At 61.0% G+C, this 21915-nt stretch carries 21 protein-coding genes and 2 tRNA genes; 11 read left to right on the top strand and 12 right to left on the bottom strand.

Annotated features, from left to right (window positions below):
• Positions 1-3 precede the first annotated feature (3 nt).
• Both ACFOJ9_RS18525 and ACFOJ9_RS18520 read right to left on the bottom strand, forming a co-directional pair.
• Positions 4-501: a GNAT family N-acetyltransferase gene (locus ACFOJ9_RS18525; protein ID WP_378980334.1), complete on the bottom strand. Its 498-nt coding sequence runs from the start codon at positions 499-501 to the stop codon at positions 4-6.
• The gene (locus ACFOJ9_RS18520; RefSeq protein ID WP_378980333.1) at positions 498-1256 is read right to left on the bottom strand and encodes a copper homeostasis protein CutC; all 759 of its coding nucleotides are present in this window, start codon (positions 1254-1256) and stop codon (positions 498-500) included. Before ACFOJ9_RS18520 ends, ACFOJ9_RS18525 begins: the two co-directional genes overlap by 4 nt.
• Before the next feature lie 276 nt (positions 1257-1532).
• On the opposite strand from ACFOJ9_RS18520, the gene ACFOJ9_RS18515 reads away from it, so the two are divergent.
• On the top strand, positions 1533-1988 hold the full coding sequence (locus ACFOJ9_RS18515; RefSeq protein ID WP_378980332.1) for a carboxymuconolactone decarboxylase family protein: 456 nt from the start codon (positions 1533-1535) through the stop codon (positions 1986-1988).
• Positions 1989-2071: 83 nt separating this feature from the next.
• Here ACFOJ9_RS18515 and ACFOJ9_RS18510 read toward each other — a convergent pair whose 3' ends face one another.
• The 5 genes from ACFOJ9_RS18510 to ACFOJ9_RS18490 form a co-directional block, all read right to left on the bottom strand.
• A complete protein-coding gene (locus tag ACFOJ9_RS18510) occupies positions 2072-2503 on the bottom strand; it encodes a cupin domain-containing protein (RefSeq protein ID WP_378980331.1) in 432 nt (143 codons plus the stop codon).
• Between the two features lie 502 nt (positions 2504-3005).
• The gene (locus ACFOJ9_RS18505) at positions 3006-3257 is read right to left on the bottom strand and encodes a hypothetical protein (RefSeq protein WP_378980330.1); all 252 of its coding nucleotides are present in this window, start codon (positions 3255-3257) and stop codon (positions 3006-3008) included.
• 1068 nt (positions 3258-4325) lie between these two features.
• Positions 4326-4922 (bottom strand): cytochrome P450, encoded by a 597-nt coding sequence (locus ACFOJ9_RS18500; protein WP_378980329.1) that lies wholly within the window; start codon positions 4920-4922, stop codon positions 4326-4328.
• Entirely contained in the window at positions 4919-5740 is an 822-nt protein-coding gene (locus ACFOJ9_RS18495; protein ID WP_378976343.1) for an IS5 family transposase, read from the bottom strand. The genes ACFOJ9_RS18500 and ACFOJ9_RS18495 overlap by 4 nt, the downstream gene beginning before the upstream one ends.
• A 72-nt stretch (positions 5741-5812) precedes the next feature.
• Positions 5813-6484, bottom strand: coding sequence for a cytochrome P450 (locus ACFOJ9_RS18490; RefSeq protein ID WP_378980328.1), 672 nt, complete (start codon positions 6482-6484; stop codon positions 5813-5815).
• A gap of 226 nt (positions 6485-6710) precedes the next feature.
• Here ACFOJ9_RS18490 and ACFOJ9_RS18485 point away from each other — a divergent pair, with 226 nt between their 5' ends.
• On the top strand, positions 6711-7049 hold the full coding sequence (locus tag ACFOJ9_RS18485) for a 2Fe-2S iron-sulfur cluster-binding protein (RefSeq protein ID WP_378980327.1): 339 nt from the start codon (positions 6711-6713) through the stop codon (positions 7047-7049).
• A 322-nt stretch (positions 7050-7371) separates the two neighbouring features.
• Here ACFOJ9_RS18485 and ACFOJ9_RS18480 read toward each other — a convergent pair whose 3' ends face one another.
• The 4 genes from ACFOJ9_RS18480 to ACFOJ9_RS18465 form a co-directional block, all read right to left on the bottom strand.
• Entirely contained in the window at positions 7372-7857 is a 486-nt protein-coding gene (locus ACFOJ9_RS18480) for a hypothetical protein (protein WP_378980326.1), read from the bottom strand.
• A 445-nt stretch (positions 7858-8302) separates the two neighbouring features.
• A complete protein-coding gene (locus ACFOJ9_RS18475) occupies positions 8303-8869 on the bottom strand; it encodes a recombinase family protein (protein WP_378980325.1) in 567 nt (188 codons plus the stop codon).
• A 128-nt stretch (positions 8870-8997) separates the two neighbouring features.
• The gene (locus ACFOJ9_RS18470; RefSeq protein ID WP_378980324.1) at positions 8998-9876 is read right to left on the bottom strand and encodes a DUF6538 domain-containing protein; all 879 of its coding nucleotides are present in this window, start codon (positions 9874-9876) and stop codon (positions 8998-9000) included.
• Between the two features lie 85 nt (positions 9877-9961).
• A tRNA-Asn gene (locus ACFOJ9_RS18465) sits at positions 9962-10036 on the bottom strand.
• A 244-nt stretch (positions 10037-10280) separates the two neighbouring features.
• Between ACFOJ9_RS18465 and ACFOJ9_RS18460 the strand changes: the two genes are divergently transcribed.
• Positions 10281-10517, top strand: coding sequence for a hypothetical protein (locus ACFOJ9_RS18460; protein ID WP_378980323.1), 237 nt, complete (start codon positions 10281-10283; stop codon positions 10515-10517).
• Positions 10518-10543: 26 nt separating this feature from the next.
• Here the strand turns inward: ACFOJ9_RS18460 and ACFOJ9_RS18455 are convergent, their stop codons facing one another.
• Positions 10544-10750: a hypothetical protein gene (locus ACFOJ9_RS18455; protein ID WP_378980322.1), complete on the bottom strand. Its 207-nt coding sequence runs from the start codon at positions 10748-10750 to the stop codon at positions 10544-10546.
• Positions 10751-10976: 226 nt separating this feature from the next.
• Here ACFOJ9_RS18455 and ACFOJ9_RS18450 point away from each other — a divergent pair.
• The 8 genes from ACFOJ9_RS18450 (at position 10977) to ACFOJ9_RS18415 (ending at position 21870) form a co-directional block, all read left to right on the top strand.
• Positions 10977-11050 (top strand) — tRNA-Cys (locus ACFOJ9_RS18450).
• A 90-nt stretch (positions 11051-11140) separates the two neighbouring features.
• The gene (locus ACFOJ9_RS18445; RefSeq protein WP_378980321.1) at positions 11141-11809 is read left to right on the top strand and encodes a protein-L-isoaspartate O-methyltransferase family protein; all 669 of its coding nucleotides are present in this window, start codon (positions 11141-11143) and stop codon (positions 11807-11809) included.
• 183 nt (positions 11810-11992) lie between these two features.
• Positions 11993-13384 (top strand): TolC family outer membrane protein, encoded by a 1392-nt coding sequence (locus tag ACFOJ9_RS18440; RefSeq protein ID WP_378980320.1) that lies wholly within the window; start codon positions 11993-11995, stop codon positions 13382-13384.
• 214 nt (positions 13385-13598) lie between these two features.
• Positions 13599-14420 carry a PopZ family protein gene (locus ACFOJ9_RS18435; RefSeq protein ID WP_378980319.1) on the top strand — a complete coding sequence of 274 codons (822 nt, stop codon included), beginning with the start codon at positions 13599-13601 and terminating at the stop codon, positions 14418-14420.
• Between the two features lie 220 nt (positions 14421-14640).
• Positions 14641-17424, top strand: a complete 2784-nt coding sequence (locus tag ACFOJ9_RS18430; protein ID WP_378980318.1) for a valine--tRNA ligase — start codon at positions 14641-14643, stop codon at positions 17422-17424.
• Positions 17425-17781: 357 nt separating this feature from the next.
• Entirely contained in the window at positions 17782-19029 is a 1248-nt protein-coding gene (locus ACFOJ9_RS18425) for an outer membrane protein transport protein (protein ID WP_378980317.1), read from the top strand.
• A 290-nt stretch (positions 19030-19319) separates the two neighbouring features.
• Positions 19320-21044: a dihydroxy-acid dehydratase gene (ilvD, locus tag ACFOJ9_RS18420; RefSeq protein WP_378980316.1), complete on the top strand. Its 1725-nt coding sequence runs from the start codon at positions 19320-19322 to the stop codon at positions 21042-21044.
• Entirely contained in the window at positions 21031-21870 is an 840-nt protein-coding gene (locus ACFOJ9_RS18415) for a tetratricopeptide repeat protein (protein ID WP_126068887.1), read from the top strand. The genes ilvD and ACFOJ9_RS18415 overlap by 14 nt, the downstream gene beginning before the upstream one ends.
• Positions 21871-21915: the final 45 nt, after the last annotated feature.

Genomic DNA, 21915 nt, shown 5'->3' with positions numbered 1-21915 from the left:
GCCCTATGCCTGCAACGATCTGACGTAGTAGCGCACCGCTTTCTTGCCGCCATGGATCACCGCGTCGCCGGCTTCAGTGAAGCCGAGCGCGGCGTGGAAGGCATCCGAGGCGGGATTGGGCGGGTCGGTGTTGACCTCGCAGGTGACCAGCATGTGGCCGGCGCGCTCAACATGGCCGAACAGGTCCTGATAGAGCCGGCGGGCATGGCCGCGACCGCGCGCGTCTGCCGCGACAACGACGCGGTCGACATAGACGAAGCGCTCGTAGCGTTCGCGGAACCACAAGAAATTCGGGCTGTCGTAACGGGCATCCTGGTCGAAGGTCATGATGAAGGCTTCGAGATCGCCGATGCGGCGCGCGTAGAACGCTTCGCCAAGCAGGAAGGACAGCCGTTCGGGCTCCAGCCACGACAGTTCGGCGGCATGCTCGTTGTTGAGCGCGAGGATCGCCGCTTCGTCTTCGGCCGATACGCGGCTGATCGGGGCAGGGGTCGCGGTCATGCCTTGGCTGCCTTGATGGTGGCTACCACGAGGTCGGTGTCGGTCAGCGTGTTGCGATACTCGCGGTCGAGGTCGGAGCCGCCCATGCCGACATGGGGATTGCGGTAGTCCATGGCGCTCGGCACATCCTTGAGGGCAGCAAAATGCATTTCGGACAGGCCGGTTTTCCTGCGCACCTCAGCGATGTTGTGCAAATCGAGCCCGCCGCAGCCGAGGATGACGATGCGGTCGCCGGCCTGCCGCACCAGATCCGCCAACAGCGGCAAGCCTTCGATGGCGGTGTCGCGCTGGCCGCTGGTCAACACGCGGCCGACCTTGCATCGGATCAACGCTTCGAGCGCCTCGGCCGGGTCGCGCGTCATGTCGAAGGCGCGGTGGCAGGTGACGTTCAAGGAGCCGGCGGCCTGCGTCAGTTCGCTCATGCGCGCCTCGTCAATGGTGCCGTCGCCGTTCAGGCAGCCAAACACCACGCCGGGCGCGCCGAGATCGCGCAGTGCCGAGACATCGGCGAGCATCGAGGCGTACTCGGTGTCGGTGTAGAGAAAATCGCCGCCGCGCGGCCGCACCATGACGTGAAACGGCACGCTTGCCTGGTCGAGGGCGGCGCGCACGGTCCCAAGGCTCGGTGTGATGCCGCCTTCGATGAGGCTGGCGCACAGTTCGACCCTGTCGGCGCCGGCAGCTTGTGCTGCCAGCAGGCCATCAATGCCTTCGACACAGATTTCGATCAGCGGCAGGCGAGTTTCAATGGTCAAGGGGCGATCCAATTCATGATTTTGCGAAAAGCCCTAGCATCGGGCCGGTTGGCGCGAAAGCATGAACAGCGTGCCGCCATTTGGGCCAGGCGACATTTCTCCGCTTGACACTCTCATAACCATGGAGTTATGAGTTAACCCATAGCCAAGAGGTTATGAGTTAGCCGTTGGCAACACGGCGTCGCAGTCGACAATCTTTCAAACTCGCAAACCCGAATGCATGGCATCCGGGCCGGCAAAACACGCCCTGACGAAACACTTCAGAGGAGAAAGACCATGCAAGCAAGGATCAAAAACCCGGTGGTGCTCATTCCCGGATCCGTGCAGGCGCTGCTGGCGCTGGACAAGTCGACCGAGGCGGCCGACGTGCCCTATGTCACGCGCAAGCTCATCCATCTGCGCGCCAGCCAGATCAACAACTGCGCCGTCTGCGTCGACATGCATGCGCGCGAACTGAAGAAGGCCGGCGAAAAGGACGAGCGCATCTTTGCCCTCGCGGCATGGCGGGAGACGCCTTACTTCACCGACGCCGAACGCGCGGCGCTGGCGCTGACTGAGGCCGGCACACGGCTCGCCGACCGGCCGGACGCGGTGCCGGACGATGTCTGGGACGAGGCCGCCCGGCACTATGATGAAAAGGCGCTTGCCGCGCTGGTCATCCAGATTGCGCTCATCAACGCCTTCAACCGGCTCAATGCCACCACGCGGCAGATGGTTGGTAGTTGGGGCTAGCCTTGGACGGGGGAGGCGGGACGGCGCGCTGTGACGCGCAGCGCACGCCTCCCGACATCTGGACGCTGATATCGGCTTGGCCGCTACTGGCGCAGCTCGGTGTTCTTGGCGCCTTCCTCGATCTGATCGATCACCAGCAGCTTGACCTCGCTATCACCGATATTGGTGGCCTGATGCCATTGGCCGATCATTTCGATGATGAAATCGCCCGCCTTGTAGGTGGTGCTGTTGCCGGTCTCGACATTGGTGACCTTCAGCGTGCCGGCCTGGACATAGGCGTAGCGCGGGAAGGGGTGTCTGTGGACCGGCAAGGTCGCGCCCGGCGCGATGTCGTAGGTCGACACCAACACCTGCACGTTCTTCTGCGGCAGCGTGATCGGCTGGCCGGATGCGGTCGTCGTGCGGGAGGCAAGCGGGGTCACGACGACAGGCGTGCCGCTGCTGTCCAGCGCGTGGGCCGGATTTGCGGAAAAGGCTGCCGCGAGGAGCAGGCCTGACATCAGAATTTTTCGCATGATTCTCTCCAACCCGAGCGCCAGCATCGCGCGGTAGGCAGTTGCTAGCAAGGCGTGGTCTCGAGCGAAGGGCGATGTCCCAGGCCGTCGAACGTGGAGATTGCCGCCGCCGCTGCTCAAGGATTACGCCACGGCACCGAGCCTGGGTTCCGCCGGCGTCCCCAGGCCGGCACATCCCAGAGGGGCGATCGTCCTTCCCCGGCAACCGCTCCGATCGGTCCGCGGGCAGCAAATGCCCGTTCGACGCATACCATTTGGAACAATCGAAAATCTTGCCGCTGCCATGACTGTGCAGGCATTCCGCATTCACTGAAGTCAGTACCAATTCTTGCCAAACCAAGACGCGCTAATCATGCCGCAAGCAGCAGGAATCATCGCGCTTTCAAGCGCGGCGCCCTGACTTGGTTGGGTGGATTGATGATGAGGGAGATGGCCGGTGTGACCGGCGAGGGCTGGTTGGGCGGCATAAGCTTCCAAGATCAATCCACGCCCGCATGGCGGGCTATTGTCGCCCGGTCGTCAGTAAGGTGGTCGTGACGAGCTTCCTCTCCCCGATCCGTTTAAGGCAGCGATCGGAAATATTTGGCCATGTCGCCTTGGCGCATTCTTTCTCAGTGACCGCAAGGGATGCCCCTGGCTGCACGTTCGCGGCCTGGGTGGCGGTGGATGACGCAAAGAGAACCGTCTGAGTTAGGAGGGCCGAAAAGATGGCGACCTGGAACAGCACAGCAGCAAAAGCGATCTTTTTGAACATGCGAGGGAACGCTCTTCAATGCTCCTGGTTCCTCCTGACTTTCAGTTTTCCGGCTCCTAACGGGAACAAGAGACCGGTGGTCCGGTTAAATGGATTATGCCAGACAAGATCAAAGAACCGTCAGCGAAGCCCGAACAGAAGAAGGTACCTGTCCAGCGTCGCGACAAAGAAGCACCGCCAGAGCTTGACCATGTCGATCCGCCACCGCGAGACGTGCGAGAGGCGCCGGCACCCAATCCAAACGGCGATAAGAAATCCTGACGGGATCGCTGCAGCCGAGGCAAAGCACATGTCCTGGTCCCACGAAAACGCGGCCACCTGGAGCAGCTAAGTGTTTTTGAAAGATTGGCTCCCCGGATCGGACGAAGCTGCGAACTATGAATACGCGATTCCCCTCCAGGGTACGCCTAAGAAGATGCGTAAACGTGACCGCGACCGAGCTGAGGCCAGGTGCTTGGCCGGCGTTCCCAAGCCGTCGCTAAGAGAGCGGGCCGTAGCCCTCGCAATCGAGAAGGGCGAAGTCAGGACGAAAGAGCTAACTGATGTCGGCATTCCTCTTTGTTACATTGCCCGCATGTGCGACGAGGGCTTGCTCTTGAAAGTTGCCTATGGGCGCTACTGTGCGGCAGTTCCGAATGCTGCTTAAACGTTCATTCGGGATCTGGGGTTCAAGTCGGGAGAGGATACCGTCAATACAGTGCTACCACCGAGTTCGATTGCTGAACGACGTTCTTGACCCATGTCTAGGTTTGTCGGCTAGTCAAAAGTGCGCAGCTACATCTTGTCGCGTCGGAGGAGAGACCGGGGTATGGGGCGGATACGACGTTCGCAGGTTTGTATTAGCATTGGCTCCCCGCTTGGTCGCACTTCTTGTCGCTCCAACGGGCACGGCGAGGGACCCGTTATTTCAGCTATTACTTATATGTGTAGCGATCGGGCCGAGCTCGATTCTTCATGGTCGCGCACCCGCCGGTGGGCCGTTTGGTAGCTGCAGGTTCCCGCTTCTTGAACATTCATCCCAAGATGAGGCGCAACCTATTTGGGCAGGACCACGATCGACCGAAGCGGTCACCGCGCCACGAAGCGCGCTATCTGACGATTGATAACATCGAAGTTGGCATTTGGCCCAAGTTCTGGTGGACCGAGCAGTTCGATCGCCTTCGTGCGGGTGACGATCTCCCGCGCGGCAGTTTGGGTCTCCATCCGGGCCAGCGGCGCCCCTAGGCACATGTGCATGCCATATCCGAAGCCCATATGTCTCTTGGTGCCGCTACGCTCAAGCAAGAATTTGTCTGGCTCAGCAAATGCGGCAGGATCCCTGTTGGCGGCGGAGAGCCATATGACCACCAGCCCTCCCGCAGGAATTGTCGTGTCTCCAAGCTGGACATCGCGCAAAGCGAAGCGGTCGATGTTTCGGATTGAGTTGCGGAGTCGCAGCGTCTCCTCAACCGCTCCGGCAACGAACTCAGGATGTTCGCGGAGCTGATCTCCCTCATTTGGAGAGCCTTCCATCAGGCGCACAAAATTGACGATGAGATTGGTCGTGGTTTCATTGCCGGCCAGGAGCAGGAGCATCGCCATTGAGAGAACTTCGGCATCGGTGAGCCTCTCGCCCTCCACTTCAATGCTTAGAGTCTGACTCATAATGTTTTTGAAGCGGATCAATGGTTTGCCAGCCTGCGCGTCATGAGCTGAGCGGAGGCCAGCAAGAGCCATGCGGTGGAACTTTCGATCGTGGCCTCGAAGTCCTTGGCCAGGCGTCGGTTTCGTCCGAACCATGCAAAGGTGCGCTCGACGACCCATCGACGTGGAAGCACTTCGAAGCCCTTGGCGGTGTCGGATCGTTTGATGATTTCGAGCGTCCAGTCGCCTTTCCCATGAAGGGCGGTCTCAAGCTTCTCACCGGCGTAAGCGCCGTCGGCGAAGACGTGGCGCAGCCAAGGAAAGCTGGCTCGAATGGAGGCCAGAACGTCGGGAGCGCCGTCGCGGTCCTGGATATCGGCGGTATGGATGACCGCGCCGACGAGCAAACCCAGGGTGTCGGTGAGGATATGGCGCTTGCGGCCTTTGATCTTCTTGCCGGCATCGTAACCGCAAGGCCCGCCGCTCTCCGTGGTTTTCACGCTTTGACTGTCGATCACGCCGGCGCTGGGTGAGGCTTGGCGACCGGTGGCCAGACGCACGCTCATCAGCAGCAGATGATTGATGGTGCTCCAAAGGCCGCAGTCGCGCCAAGCGTAGAAGTAGCGCTGCAGCGTCGACACCGGCGGCAAGTCCCTGGGCAGCATCCGCCATGGCAAGCCACTGCGCAGCACGTAGAACAGTCCATTCATGATCTCGCGCCGCGACCATTTCGGCGGGCGCCCAAGTCGGGACCGGGGCGGAATCACCGGATCAAGAACCGCCCACTCCATATCCGTCAAATCGCTTGAATACCGCAGCCCTTTGCGGGCATGCTTGGCTCGGGTGATATCGGTCCACATGGGATTCTCCGTCGATGCTTCGCAACACCGACTGAATCACAAGCCGCTGATATCACCCAACTTCTTTTCGGGTCAGACACTTAGGAAATCGGAAATGAGATCGCCTTCCATAGGGCGCCTGCGACGCTCTTCCAAATAGGTTCGGAAGTAAGCAGCCATTTCTTCGCCAGTCCTTCTTCCTCGATCTACCATCGCCGGCTCAAGGATGGGGAGCCACGTGGAAGCGCCTGAATTGTCGGCGAGAACGGCGGTCCACCTACGGATTTGCTCCATCTCGTCGCGCGGGATCCCGAGGATCGCACAGATCATCGTGACTGTGATCGGCGCTGCGAAATCCTCGACCAAATCGAAGGCCTCGCCCTGGAGTGCCATGGCCATGCGTTCTCTTACCGCTGTTTCGACGACCGGGCGAAAGCGCTCAAGGTACTTAGGCATGAAGACGCGGTTCCCTATCAACCTTAGGCGACGATGCTTCTCTCCGCTGGCGGAAATCATGTTGTTAAAAAGGAAAGCCAAGTTCGCCTCTCCGAACTCGCCACCTGTATGAAGGCCCCGGTCCGAAGAGAAGGTATTCGGATCGAGCAGGACGCGTTGCGCATCTTCATAGCGGAGGACCGACCAGCTCTCGACCAGCCCGGGGCAGAGATAGGCAACGGGATGGCTCTCTCTAACCCGCGCCAAGATCGGATAGGGATTCCGCCGAAAGGCATCGGAGGTCATCGGATTGAAATCTGGGTCGATCATAGCGGCCATCCCTGTCTTGGCCCACGTCTGATACGTGCGTCCTCGCCATGCGAGGCCAAGGCGCGCGGATGCAGGTGCTGGGGCGCGTTCCGAGTTTCAACGATAGCATCGGGCCGCTGTTTTCAGCCCAACGTGCCTCTAGAATAGGGCCACTAGACACATATGTCCAGTGACCCTATCTTAACGGCGCCCCATCAAGCACTCGAGGCCAAGAGAGGAGAGCGTCATGGCGAAGATATGCTTCATGAAAGAGGACCGTGTGCTGTGTGTCGTGGAGGGAGCCGACGGTCAGTCATTGATGGAGGTCGCTGTGGCCAACGGCATCCCTGGCATTGTCGGTGAATGTGGTGGCTCGCTGGTCTGCGCTACCTGTCATCTCTACGTGGAACGCGGCCCCGTAGAGAACCTCTCTCCGAGGAGCGCGATGGAAGAGGATATGTTAGAGCTGGCAGACACCCAGGTTGAGACCACGAGTCGGCTTGGCTGCCAGATCGTTGTTTCCCGAATGATTGAAGGGTTGGTTGTCCGTAGGGGAGATGACATCGAATGGGCGTCCGACGATTGAGAAGACGCGCTTCCCTAAGCCGGACCTGACGGCTTTGGTGGTCAGCCGCCGCCGGGTAATGTGCTGCCTCTCAGCGAACGACGCATGCTTGGGAGTTTGGTCCTCGGTCTCCGCTTGTAGAATGCCTAGCCGAGAAAGGACATCGCGGACCTGCTTGCGGCCAACGCCTTTGGTTTCGCCGTACTCGGTGACGGTGATCCAAGAGCCTATCGGTGCCTGGACGACTTCACCCGTGGTGCTGTCGATAGTTTCTGAGGTGTACTCCAAGGTGTCCTTTCTGGGGTTTGATTGTCGCTTGCGCAAAATATCCCGAGGCAGCCCGCTAAGGTGCCATCGGAATGATCCTTTCCACGGCGTGGAGTTGGTTGATGGAGAGTTTGGCCAGCTTGGCCGTGATGCGGGCCAGGAGGTCGGCGTGGGGGTCCGGTTCGGGTGGAACTTTTCTGACGTGCGTCGGAATAGTTTCTCGCTTCCTCTTGTAGTTGGCGCGGTCTCTCTCACGCCGATCTTGAGCGACCGCCACCTCCGTGGTCTTGCCGGTGGCGATGGAGATTAGTTGATAGGCGCGGGCTCGGCCCTTTGCATTGACGCTCGGGCAGTGGTCCCGAAGGAAAACCTCGAAGGCTTCCGTCCGCTGCCCATAGAGGGTCTCCTTGTCGATCCGGCGCTTGGCCTCGGCCAGATACAGGCCACACGACATGCCCTGATCGTTTGCCCTCTGATTAGCCTTCTCGCCAGCCTTGTAGTGGGCGTCGGCATGCGCCCCGAGCTGTTCGAGGGTCAGCTCCGAGAAACTCATTGCGTTCACGTTCAGTTCTCCTGATTTGTCGCTCCAGCGCAGGGCTGAACAGCATGAATTATACGGGTTTGGTGGGGTCGGAACCCGAGGCGTGATCCCGAGGTTCACCTTGCGGTGATTGTCGCCCAGAAAGACGCAGAGGAGCAGACGAGCGCCTGCGCAATCTGCTCGCTTCTGATCTTAGATGCATGATGATTTCGGCTTCGTAGTCCCACGGTTGTCCCTATTCGGTTTCGTGGTGCCACTGTGGTCCCCATTAGCAGTCGCTAACGGAGCCGCTCTATAAAGCCACTGTTGTCCCTATTCGGTTTCGTAGTATTTGCTACTGTTCACCCTATTTGTGCATCGTAACGCTACGTGGTCCTTACCCAGACCTTGGGGTTCGGCTGGCGGTCAAATAGCGCTTCATAGGGTAGTGGTGTCCCTATTCGGTTTCGCAGTGCCACGGTTCACCCTAACCGGCAGCAACCAGCCCCAGAGCCCGATAGACCGACGCCTTGGATAGCCCGGTGGCTCTCATGATCTCGGGGACAGTTTTTCCATCGGCGCGCATGGCCACGATCTCAACTGCCCTCTCAGGGGTCGCCTTGACCTTGCGGCCGAACTTTGTGCCGGTAGCCTTAGCCTTGGCAATCCCGTCCATCTGCCTCTCAGACCGAATGGCGGTCTCGAACTCAGCGAACACGGCAAGCATCTGCAGCATGGCGCGGCCGGCCGGTGTGGAGGTGTCAATCTGCTGGTCAAGGACCCGAAGGGCAACGCCGTCCTTCTCCAGTCCCTTCACGATGTTGAGGAGGTCTGTCGCTGACCGAGCAAGCCGATCGATGCGGGTGATGATGAGCGTGTCACCCCTGCGCAGAGCCCGGAGGCAAGCCTTCAGCTCCGGCCTGCCGGTGTCCAGCCCTGACCGCTTCTCCTCGAACAGGTTCTTCGGCTCAACCCCAGCCGCGACCATCTTGTCACGCTGGACCTCAAGAGACTGGCCGACGGATGATACCCGGATGTATGCGAGGTCGGCCATGTGCTGCTGTCTTTCCAATGTCTAGACGTTGTGAGACTGAACTTATGAGACATGAAAAGAGGCGTGTCAACAGATCGTCTCACAGTTTATACATTTTGAGACGATATAGGCCGCAGTGACCACTTCAGTTATTCAACTTCTCCAGGTTGCAGCGCCAACACATTATGCGCGCGTTCCTCCACGGTGAAAGGGCGACGTTTGTCTTTGTCGGGCTCGGCCTTGTCCTTCGGGGCTGCCTCCAGGTACATGAACGGGTTCGTGACCTTGAGGTCATATTCCCGAATGGCGTGGTTGACGGCGGCGCGCACCACGTTGAGGTAGCGGTCCACAGACGAGGCCTTCCGGCCGTCGAGCATGTGGTCCCGGATTTCCTTAGCGTCCTGCCGCTTCAAGCTACTGAGCTTCCGGTCCTTTCCCAAACCCTCTCTGACCAACTTGAATATCCGATCAAGCTCCATCTGCTTGGTCTTGTCGTCTCCGACCTTCTCTTCGAGATAGAGCTTCCTGGCGTCTTCGAGGGTGGGGTCGGGCTGCACTTCACGGCTGCCTAACATCAATGTCCGAAGCAGCGCAGCGTCATTGGGGGAGACATCAACGGGATAGCCGTCGTCCCCGATTGGATATTTCTGAGCGATACTCTCGGCGATCACATCTCTCGCCACCACTTCGTGGTCGAAATCCCTGCCGCCGCCTTGCCAATCGGGATCAAGTTTCCACTGCCTGACTTGCCTGTCGGCACGTTGGAACTGGTCCAAGGGCGTGTCTGCGGTCCCGAGCGAGGTTGCCTGAGGCGTCCTGACCCCCAATGCAGCGTTTCTCAGTTGCTGCTCAGCTTCGGCATGGACCTTCTTGTATCGCGCCAATGCTTCGGCCTCGGTTTTCCCGAGCGGCACAACGATCTCACCTCGACCGAGAAACGCCTTTAGGGCAGGGGGTACTTTGCGCCGATAACGCCATCCGGCCTTGCCGCGCTTCTGAAGATATTGCACTAAAATCATCATTCCCATGTACCCTTCGGTGTACCTGAAGGTGTACCTCGGGGGAAGCGCAAACCCTTGCAACTGTTGGGATATAAGGCTTTGAGGCGTTAAGTGGCTCCCCGGGCCGGATTCGAACCAGCGACCAACCGGTTAACAGCCGGTTGCTCTACCACTGAGCTACCGGGGAACGGAGGCTCTTATGTGAGTGGCGCAGCCTATAGCTGCCCTTTTCGGCTTTGCAAAGAAGCATTTCGCATTTTTCCGAGGCTTTTTCGCACAGGGGTTTCTCGCAATCGTCGACGGATGCCCTCATATTAGCCGTCTTGGCAGGGATAGGGAACCGAAAGCGCGGCTGCGGCTTTGGTTTAACGATGCTCCTGAACGATCAAAACGGGTCAATTTTCGAGACGATGACAGCACAAGAGAACCAGATGCCGGCGCGCAAAATTTCGGTTTTCGGGCGTGAGTTCAAGATGCCGCGCTCGCGCGGGCTCAGAATCACCATCGGTTTCCTGCTGACCATCGGCGGCATCCTCGGTTTCCTGCCGATCCTCGGGTTCTGGATGGTTCCGCTCGGATTATTGGTGCTGTCCTATGAATTCGCCATGGTTCGGCGCCACCGCCGCCGCTTTGTCGTCTGGTGGGAACGACGCCGCCGGCCGGATTGACGGCCGATAGCGCAAGATGGCGCGCCTTAGCGTCCAGCGTGCTCTTCCAGTGCCTCATAGATCTGCTGGAGAATCGCCGCGGCTGAGGCAAGCCTTGCCCTGTCGTGCGGCGACAAGTTGCCCGCACCTTCGATGGACAAGCGGTCGATGGCGTAATGCAAAAGCTCTCCGCACTGCGGCAGCGATAGGCCGGACGACGCGTTCTTGCCTTTTACCACAGTTGCCTGGTGCATGGCTTCGCCTCCTGGCGTGCTCAACGCGTGGGCCGTTGATACGTTTCTTGCGGCGGCAGGTGATGCTTAACAACCCGCTAATATGCTATTGTGATGCCTGGGCCCTGAGGATTTGACGGATGCTGCCCGCACTGGCGCCGAGGAAACCGTTCGGAATGCACGGTGGCCGCTTGACGGCATTTTCGCCGCAACCTATTGGAACCGGGTGGAACGCCGGGAGCAACGAGGCCTCGTGGCGGAGTGGTTACGCAGAGGACTGCAAATCCTTGCACCCCGGTTCGATTCCGGGCGAGGCCTCCAATGCCCGGGCCCCCGCGCAGCAGCGCCGGGGGCCTGAAGTTCCTGACATATGAACCGCGGTTCTGGCGCGGCAAGCGGATTGGTTGGGACATGAGCGCTGATTTCTCCGAGCTTCGCGTCAAGATGGTGGACGGCCAGGTTCGCACCACCGATGTGACCAGCGCGCCGCTGCTCGACGCCATGCTTGTCGTGCCAAGAGAGGTCTTTGTCGGCGCCGCCCAGCGCGATCTCGCCTATATCGACGAGGACATCCGCATTGCTGTCGGCGCGGACGGCGCGCGCTACCTGATGGAAGCCTCGCCGCTGGCCAAGCTGATCCAACTGGCTGAGATCAACCCGACCGATTCGGCGCTCGATGTCGGCTGCGGCACGGGCTACGCTTCGGCCATCCTGTCGCGGCTGGCCGGGTCCGTGGTGGCGCTCGAAAGCGATTCGGAGCTGGCGGAAACCGCCAGATCGACGCTTTCGTCGCTAGGCTGCGGCAATGTGACCGTTGTCCAGGGGGCGTTGCCGCACGGGCATGCCGCTAAGGCGCCTTATGATGTCATCTTCGTCGGCGGCAGCGTCGCGGAAGTCCCGGTGACGCTGCTCGACCAGCTTGCCGAAGGCGGCCGGCTTGTCGCGGTCGAAGGGCAGGGCAATTCCGGCGTGGCCCGACTTTTTTTTAAGGCAGGGGGGGTTGTAACCGGAAGACGCGCGTTTAATGCGGCAATTAAGCCACTACCGGGGTTTGAACGTATTCGTGTCTTCGAGTTCTGAATGATTTGGCCTTGCAGCAGAGGCTTTGTCATGGTCGCTTGCATTTGAACGATCGTTGCTGATCCGCAAACTGGGGGCACTTTGGGGCTGAGCAACAGGGAACATGAAACACGCCGCTACGGCTGCTCAAAGGGAGAAGCTGGCGCGGCGCGGTTCCCATGGAAAACGAATGAGGGATACACCGTGCCGTCTGTACGCAAGTCACTTTTCACCGCCGTCCTCGTTTCGGCGACCATGCTGTCCCCACTGGCCGCTTCGGCAGAAAGCATCTCCGGCGCGCTTGCCAAGGCCTATCAGTACAATTCTTCGCTGAATTCGGCCCGTGCCGGCGTTCGTGTCACCGATGAGGGTGTCGCCATCGCCAAGTCGGGCTATCGTCCGACTGTCACCGGCTCGGCGGAAATCGACTATTCGAGCAGCCATCTCAACGGCACCAACTCTAGCGTACGGCTGACCACCGGCAATTTTGGCGTCCAGATCAATCAGACGCTGTTCGACGGCTTTCAGACCAGGAACAATGTCGCTGCCGCCGAAGCGCAGGTCCGTGCTTCGGTCGAAAGCCTGCGCAACACCGAAGAGGGCATCCTGTTCAGCGCGGCCCAAGCGTATATGAACGTGATTCGCGACCGGCAGGTCGCCGTGCTGACCGAGCAGAACCTGCAGTTCCTGACCGAAACGGCGCGCGCGGCGCGTTCGCGCTTCGAGGTTGGCGAAGGCACGCGCACCGACGTGGCACAGGCCGACGCTTCGCGCGCCGCCGCCGTGGCATCGCTGAGTGCTGCCCGGGCGCAGGCGCTGGCAAGTGCGGCGATCTATCGCCAGATCGTCGGCGACGAGCCGGGCAAGCTCAAGGGCGCTTCGCCGGTGGCAAAGCTGTTGCCGTCGAGCCTCGCCGCCGCCGTCGGAGTGGCCGCGAACGAGCATCCGGCTATCCTTGCGACCCAGCATCTGGTCGACGCCGCGGCGTTTTCGGTGAAGTCGGCCGAAGGCGCGCTGCTGCCGCAGCTGTCGGCTTCCGCCGGCGTTTCGAGCGCCTATCGCAACACCTCGCCCTTGCCGGGCGTCAATTCGCAGGATGGCACGACCAATTCGGCCAGTGTCGGGGCAACGCTGACCATCCCGATCTATTCCGGTGGCCGAACCTCGGCGATCGTGCGCCAGGACAAGGAATCGCTGAGCCAGGCCCGCATCCAGGTCGACGTCAGCCGCGACCAGGTGCGCCAGGCTGTGACCGCTGCCTGGACCGAGTACACCGCCGCGCAGCAGCAGCTGACGGCCAACAGGCAGGTGATCGAAGCCGCGAAGCTGGCGTTGAACGGCGTCATCGAAGAGCGCAATGTCGGCCAGCGCACCACGCTCGATGTCCTCAACGCACAGGCGACGGTGATCACTGCTCAGATCAACCAGGCCGGCTACGAGCATGATGTGGTGGTAGCGAGCTACGCCATTCTGCAGGCGACCGGCCGTCTGTCCGTTGACCGCCTTGGCCTGCAGGTGGCGAAATACAAGCCTGAAGAGCACTACAACGCGGTCAAGGACAAGTGGTACGGCCTGCGCACGCCCGACGGCCGCTGAGGACGTTCAGCCCGGACTTGCCGTCTCTCTGTTTGAGCAGGATCTTTTGCTCCGCTGCACTTTGCTTCGGGATCGCGCTAATCTGTTGAAATCCCACAAGTCCCCAGATTGGGGATTCTCGTAAGGCCATCCGTCGGTTACGCTGTCGCCATGATTCGATCCGGCTTTGCCGGAGCGGAAATCCACAGGGGTCACAAAGGCGGCGGATGTGACGATGGCAACGGCAAGCAGCGCACAGCGCGAACCTTCCATGGAAGAGATACTGGCTTCCATCAGGCGGATCATCGAGGACAGCGACGGTGGCCGCAAGCAGCCGGGCGACGCCGATGAGCTGATCCAGGATCTGGAGTGCGTGTCGAGCGCGGATGCAGCCCCCGACGTCGAAGCATTTCGTGCCGACCTGCATGCCGCTCCCGAGGTCAGGAAGCCGCCGATCACGCTGGCGGAAGTCCAGGCACAATTGCCGGCGGCCGAGCCGGTGATTGCACGCATGGAAACGCCGGTGCGCCCCAATCCCTCCCCGGCAAAGCCATCGATGACACTTGCCGAGGTCAGCGCCCGCGTTGCCGCCGAGCCGGCCACGGCCGACGCGCCAGCACCGCGTCCTGTCCCTGCTGCGGACGTCGCCGATTGGCGGCGCGAGATCGCCGCGGTTGGCGAGCAGGCGAGGGCGGTGTCGGACAGGGGCGAGGCCCGCAAGACGGTTGCGCAGCCGCCGGTGGACAATCTCAGGGACGAGCCGGCCACAGAACCGGTCGTCGAGCCGTCTCGTCCGGATGCAAGCGTGGTGCGACCGGTGGCGGCCAGCGATGCGCCGCGTCCGGCGATCGTTTCCGAGCACACCGGCCGGCAGGTCGCCGCTGCCTTTGGTGAGCTTTCCGATGCGTTTGCCAGCCGCAGCAAGAAGACATTCGACGAGATGGCCGAAGAGATGCTGCGGCCGATGCTGCAGGATTGGCTGGACAACAATCTGCCGACGCTGGTCGAAAGGCTGGTGCGCGAGGAGATCGAGCGCGTGGCGCGCGGGGCGCAGTAGTTCCCGATACCGATTGCCAAAATAAGCGGCGCCTTGGAGGCGCCGTTTCTTTTGGTGAGGTCAGCTTGTTGGCAGGACGACGGATCGCCTTCCGTTGAAATGACCAAGGCTTCGCCTATTTGCTTGTGGGGGTCCGAGACCGCCCTTGCGGTTGACTTGGCCAAAACCTTCCGATTTACACCGGACCAGCAAAACTCCCGACAGCGCGGACCATTTTCCCATGCTTGAAAAGACCTACGACGCCAAAACCGTCGAGCCGAAGATCGCCAAAGTCTGGGAAGAGGCCGACGCGTTTCGCGCCGGTGCCGGGGCCGAGGAGGGGGCCGAGGCCTTTACCATCGTCATCCCGCCGCCAAACGTCACCGGTTCGCTGCATATGGGCCACGCGCTCAACAACACGCTGCAGGACATATTGGTGCGCTTCGAGCGCATGCGCGGCAAGAACGTCTTGTGGCAACCGGGCATGGACCATGCCGGCATCGCCACGCAGATGGTGGTCGAGCGCCAGCTTATGGAAAAGCAGATCCATCGCCGCGACCTGACCCGCGAACAGTTCATCGAGAAAGTGTGGGAGTGGAAGGCTGAATCCGGCGGCGCGATCTTCAACCAGCTGAAGCGGCTCGGCGCCTCCGCCGACTGGTCACGCGAACGCTTCACTATGGACGAGGGCCTGTCCAAGGCCGTGCTCGAAGTGTTCGTCACGCTCTACAAGCAAGGGCTGATCTACAAGGACAAACGCCTTGTGAACTGGGACCCCAAGCTGTTGACCGCGATCTCCGATCTCGAGGTCGAGCAGCAGGAGGTCAACGGCAATCTCTGGCACTTCCGCTATCCCATAGATGGCGAGGTCTTCGACCCGGAAAACCCAAAAACCTTCATCACCGTGGCGACGACACGCCCCGAGACGATGCTGGGCGACACGGCCGTCGCCGTGCACCCCGACGACGAGCGCTTCCGGCACCTTGTCGGCAAGAACATCGTTCTGCCGATCGTCGGCCGCAAGATTCCGGTGGTGGCGGACGAGTATTCCGATCCGGAAAAAGGTTCGGGCGCGGTCAAGATTACGCCGGCGCACGACTTCAACGACTTCGAGGTCGGTAAGCGCCACAAGCTGCCGGCGATCAACATCCTCACCACGGAGGCGGCGGTAAGCCTCAGGGATAATGAGGATTTTCTTGCCGGTCTCGAGGTGACGCCGGAGCGCCAGGCGGTCTGGGACGAACTCGACGGCCTCGATCGCTTCGTTGCGCGCAAGAAGATCGTCGAGCTGATGGAAGAGGGCGGCTTCCTCGAAAAGGTCGAGCCGCATCGCCACGCCGTGCCGCATGGCGATCGCGGCGGCGTGCCGATCGAGCCGTTCCTGACCGAGCAGTGGTATGCCAACGCGGCGGAACTGGCCAAGCCGGCGATTGCCTCGGTGCGTGAGGGCCGCACGAACTTCGTGCCGAAGAACTGGGAAAAGACCTATTTCGACTGGATGGAGAACATCCAGCCCTGGTGCATCTCGCGCCAGCTCTGGTGGGGTCACCAGATCCCGGCCTGGTACGGGCCGGACGGGCGTGTCTTCGTCGAGAAGACCGAGGAAGAGGCGCTGGGCGCGGCGATCGAATATTATCTGGCGCTGGAAGGCCCATGGAAGGCCTGGGTCGAGGACAAGCTCGAGAACTACAAGCCGGGCGAGATACTGACCCGTGACGAGGACGTGCTCGACACCTGGTTCTCGTCGGCGTTGTGGCCGTTCTCGACCTTGGGATGGCCCGATGAGACGCCCGAGCTCAAGACCTACTACCAGACCGACGTGCTGGTGACCGGCTTCGACATCATCTTCTTCTGGGTCGCCCGCATGATGATGATGGGCCTGCATTTCATGGATGAGGAGCCCTTCCACACCGTCTATGTCCATGCGCTGGTGCGCGACAAGAACGGGCAGAAGATGTCGAAGTCGAAAGGCAACGTCATCGATCCGCTCGACCTGATCGACGAATACGGCGCCGATGCGCTGCGCTTCACCCTGACGGTGATGGCGGCGCAAGGCCGCGACGTGAAGCTCGATCCGGCGCGCATCGCCGGCTATCGCAATTTCGGCACCAAGCTGTGGAACGCGACGCGTTTTGCCGAGATGAACGAGGTCGCGCGCAATGACGATTTCTGGCTGAACGACGCCAAGCTGGCGGTCAACCGCTGGATCCTCACCGAGTTGACGCGCGCCGCGCGCGAGATCACGGACGGCATCATCTCATACCGCTTCAACGAGGCGGCGGGCGCTGCCTACCGCTTCGTCTGGAACCTGTTCTGCGATTGGTATCTGGAACTGCTGAAGCCGGTGTTCATGGGCACTGACGAGGCGGCCAAAGCCGAAAGTCGCGCCTGCGTCGCCTTCGTGCTCGACGAGATCTACAAGCTGCTGCATCCGATGATGCCGTTCATGACCGAGGAACTGTGGGCGCAGACCGCCGGCGAAGGCAAGGAGCGGTCGTCGCTGCTGTGCCATGCCGCGTGGCCGTCGCCGGACTTCGAAGACGCGGATGCCGCCGCCGACATCAACTGGCTGGTCGACCTTGTCTCCGGCATCCGCTCCGTGCGCTCGGAGATGAACGTGCCGCCGGCAGCCATTGCACCGCTCGTCGTGGTTGGCGCCAACGACGTGACACGAGAACGGCTCGTTCGCGAGGATTCTGCGATCAAGCGGCTGGCGCGGGTCGGCGACATCTCGCTCGCCGATGTCGCGCCAAAGGGTTCGGCGCAGATCGTGCTCAACGAGGCGACGATCTGCCTGCCGCTTGGCAGCCTGATCGATCTCGCCGCCGAGGCGGCACGGCTGCAGAAGGAATTGGCCAAGGTGACCGAGGAAATCGCGCGCCTGCACAAGAAGCTGTCGAACGAAAGATTCGTCGCCAGCGCGCCGGCCGAGATCGTCGACGCCGAGCGTGAAAAGCTCGCCGAATACCGCGACGCGCAGGACAAGCTTTCGGTGGCGTTGACCAGGGTTCGCGACGCCGGTTGAGAGTAGATTCGGAAGACTTTAGACTTCTCTAAAATGCTGGTTTTTTGCCTCGAAAATCGGCATGCCGTTGCGTTAATCTTGACGTAAACGGAAGTTTTTGCCCCATTGTTGCCATAATGTAACAATGGGGCTCGTGGCCCCCAAAAAGCACTGTTTTTGAGCCCTTTTGGGTGATTTTTCTCTGTTTTTTTGGGGACGATACTCCGTATGAGCCTTTTTTCGGCCTTGTTGCATCCGCTCGCATTTTGTCGAAAGTGCGCCTGGCGAATGTGTACATGTACACCCTTGAATTCGTTGTTGCACCGTTAACCTGAATTGGTTCTAGCTTGATGCACTCGAATTCGGGGAGGACATTTCATGACTATTCTGCGACTGAAAGCGCTGCTGGGGGCAGGGTGCTTTTCGCTGGCTTTGATCGGGACGGCGATGAACTCGGCACATGCCGGCGGCCTGGAGCGCGGCGGCTACGACATCGATCTTCTGTTCGATCCGGCGCCGTTCGCCACCGAAGCGGAATCGACCTATGTGATGCCGCAACGCAAGCTCAAGAATGCGGTGGACACCAACCCGCTCGACGGCAATTTGACGCCTCTGGGCAGCACGGCGAAGGACAGCGAGAGCTATTGGGTGCCGCGGATCGGTGTCAAGGCGCAGATCGTCCAGGGTGTCGACTGTATGTTCGACTATTCCCAGCCTTGGGGTGCGCACACAAATCCGGGTCTTTGGGCCGGTGCCCAGTCCAACATGGAAACCGACATCAAAAGCAACAACTACGCCACAACCTGCTCCTACAAGATGGACGCCGGCAAAGGCCAGGTTCGCTTCATCGGCGGCGTCTACTACCAGGAAGTCTATGGCTTCAAGCAAGACCTGATATCGCCGCTGGTGCCGGATTTCCAGGGTACCGGGCGTGTTGATCTCAAGGGGACCGGCTGGGGCTGGCGCGCCGGCCTTGCCTACGAAATCCCCGAGATCGCGCTGCGCGCGAGCCTTGTCTACAATTCGCGGGTCAAGCTCGACAATATCTCGGGCACGCTGGATTTGACGCATGTTGGCAGCGTGGTGCTGCCGATCTACGGCTCAACGCAATACATGCCGGATACGGTCGAATTGAAATTGCAGTCAGGCATTGCGCCAGACTGGCTCGCCTTTGGTTCGCTCAAGTGGGTCAATTGGAGCCTGCTGCAGAGTGTTCCGATTTGCGTCGTAGGTACTCCCGCCGCGGCATGCGTTACGGGTGATGCTCTCCATTCAGGCCAGATCACCTCGCTGGACCTGATGTATCGTGACGGCTGGACAGTTACCGGCGGCATCGGCCACAAGTTCAACGATCAGTGGAGCGCCGCCGGTCAGCTTTCCTGGGATCGTGGCACGTCGCATGGCTATGGCTCGCAGACCGATACCTGGACACTGGGCGGCGGCGTCGCCTTTACACCCCAGCCAAACATTGAGGTTCGCCTGGCGGGTGCGGTCGGGGTGCTGACCAGCGGCCATTCGGGAACGTTGGCTGGCGAAAACGGCTATGTCGCCGGCACCGATGTCAGCTATGACTTCGGCAACGATCTGGTCACGGCTATTTCAGGTGGCCTCAAGATCAAGTTCTAAGTCTCTGAAAATTATAACAAAAGGCCGGGGATTGCCCGGCCTTTTTTGTTTGGGATCGCATTGCCCGCGATTGTCTCATCCAAGCCGCGTTGCATATTAGCCGCACCGCTTTCGCCTCGTGCGATTGTGACGTTTTGGCAACACTTTCTGAACAACCCCTGCGCTAGAAGTCAGGCTGAGGAAATTGCCCATTTCCCGCCATAAACCCGGCGCACCTCGATCTTGTCTCGGGACACGCGCCAAAAGGCTCGGCGATGGGGCAGGCCGCACCGCCCGCGGCAAGGAAGAATATGGACGCCAAAGTCATTTCCAAGGCCAAGCTCCCCAGCCGCCACGTGACCGTCGGTCCGGCGCGTGCGCCGCACCGTTCCTATCTCTATGCGATGGGCTTGTCGGCGGCCGAGATCGCACAGCCGCTGGTCGGCGTCGCGTCCTGCTGGAACGAAGCGGCCCCCTGCAATATTTCGCTGATGCGCCAGGCACAGGCGGTCAAGAAGGGCGTCGCGGCCGCCAGCGGCACGCCGCGCGAATTCTGCACCATTACCGTCACCGACGGCATCGCCATGGGCCACCAGGGCATGAAGTCGTCGCTGGTGTCGCGTGAGGTCATCGCCGATTCGGTCGAACTCACCATGCGCGGCCATTGCTATGATGCGCTGGTCGGGCTGGCCGGCTGCGACAAGTCGCTGCCTGGCATGATGATGGCCATGGTGCGCCTCAACGTGCCGTCGATCTTCATCTATGGCGGTTCGATCCTGCCCGGCAGCTATCGCGGCCGCCAGATCACCGTGCAGGACGTGTTCGAGGCCGTCGGCCAGCACTCGGTCGGCACGATCGATGATGCCGAACTGCTTGAAATCGAGCAGGCCGCCTGTCCTTCAGCCGGCTCCTGCGGCGCCCAGTTCACCGCCAACACAATGGCCACCGTAGCCGAGGCGATCGGCCTGGCGCTGCCCTATTCCTGCGGCGCGCCAGCACCCTACGAGATGCGCGACCGTTTCAATTTCGCCTCGGGCGAAAAGATCATGGAACTGATCGCGAAAAATATCCGGCCGCGCGACATCGTCACGCTGAAGGCGCTGGAGAATGCCGCGACCGTGGTCTCGGCCACCGGCGGCTCGACCAACGCTGCACTGCATCTGCCGGCGATCGCGCACGAGGCCGGCATCAAGTTCGACCTGTTCGATGTGGCCAAAATCTTCGAGAAGACGCCCTACATCGCCGACCTCAAGCCGGGCGGCAAATATGTCGCCAAGGACATGTTCGAGGCCGGCGGTATTCCGCTGTTGATGAAGACGTTGCTCGATCACGGCTATCTGCATGGCGATTGCCTGACCGTGACTGGCCGCACTTTGGCCGAAAATATGGAGCACGTTGCCTGGAATGAACACCAGGATGTGGTCCGCCCGGCCAACAGACCCATTACCCAAACCGGCGGTGTCGTGGGCTTGAAGGGAAACCTTGCCCCCGAAGGCGCGATCGTGAAGGTCGCGGGCATGGCGGAGTTGAAATTCTCCGGCCCGGCGCGCTGCTTCGATTCGGAAGAGGAATGTTTCGAGGCGGTGACGCATCGCAATTACAGGGAAGGCGAGGTTCTCGTCATTCGTTACGAAGGGCCGCGCGGCGGTCCTGGCATGCGCGAGATGCTGTCGACGACGGCGGCGCTCTACGGCCAGGGCATGGGCGGCAAGGTGGCGCTGATCACCGACGGGCGCTTCTCGGGCGCGACGCGCGGTTTCTGCATCGGCCATGTCGGCCCCGAGGCCGCCGTGGGCGGTCCGATCGGGCTGCTCAGGGATGGCGACGTGATCTCGATCGACGCGGTGAACGGCACGATCGACGTGGCGTTGTCCGATAGCGAACTGGCGGCGAGGGCAAAGACCTGGAAGGCGCGCACGACCGACTATCAGTCGGGCGCGATATGGAAATATGCACAGACGGTAGGGCCGGCGCGCGATGGCGCGGTGACCCATCCGGGCGGTGCGAAAGAAACACATTGTTATGCGGACATCTGAGTTGTTGAGGTCGTCTGTCTTTTCGGCACTGGTCGTGATCGCCACTTTTGGCGCGACCTTTGGCGCCGTGGGCCAGGCCATGGCCTTCGACGACAAGGTGTTCGACGACAAGACTGGCGTGAAGCCGCAATCCAGCCCCTGGGCGGTGTTCCAGTTCGGCTTCTCCGCCTATAAGAACGGCCACAAGGAACAGGCCGCCGAGGCCTACAAATACGCCGCCGAGAACGGCCAGATCGGTGCCACCTGGAAGCTTGCCCGCATGTATGCCGAGGGCGACGGCGTGGCGCGCGACGACTATGAGGCGTTCAAGTTCTTCTCCGAGATCGTCGACCAGGATGTCGAGCCCGGCTCGCCCGAGGAAAGCTATGTCTCCGATGCGCTGGTGGCGCTTGGCGACTATCTGCGCAAGGGCATTCCCGGCAGCCCGGTCACCGAGAACGAAGTGGCGGCCCAGGAATATTACATGCGCGCCGCGGCCAACTATCGCAATCCGAACGCGCAGTTCGAGATGGGGCAGATGTTCCTCAAGGGTGAGGGCGGCGTGAAGGCCAGCGTCAAGCAGGCCGGGCGCTGGTTCCAGCTTGCCGCTGAAAAGGGCCATGCCGGCGCCCAGGCGACGCTTGGCCACCTGTTGTTCCAGAGCGGCAAGATCGTTCGCGGTCTGGCGATGATGACGGCAGCGCTCGAACGCGCTTCGCCGGCCGATCAGCCCTGGATACGCGGCATGCAGGAGGAGGCATTTGCCACCGCCGGCGAAGCCGACCGCCGCACCGCGATCTCGCTGGCCGATGACATCCTCACCAAGGGCGGCAACGCCGACCAGTAGTCTCGCGGCCGCGCTGAGCTCGCTAAAAGCACTCGATTTCGATCT

The organism is Mesorhizobium cantuariense, from assembly GCF_042647205.1.
GTDB lineage: Bacteria > Pseudomonadota > Alphaproteobacteria > Rhizobiales > Rhizobiaceae > Mesorhizobium > Mesorhizobium cantuariense.
The sequence above is the reverse complement of the archived record's forward strand: the minus strand, read 5'-3'. Positions and strand labels throughout refer to the sequence as shown.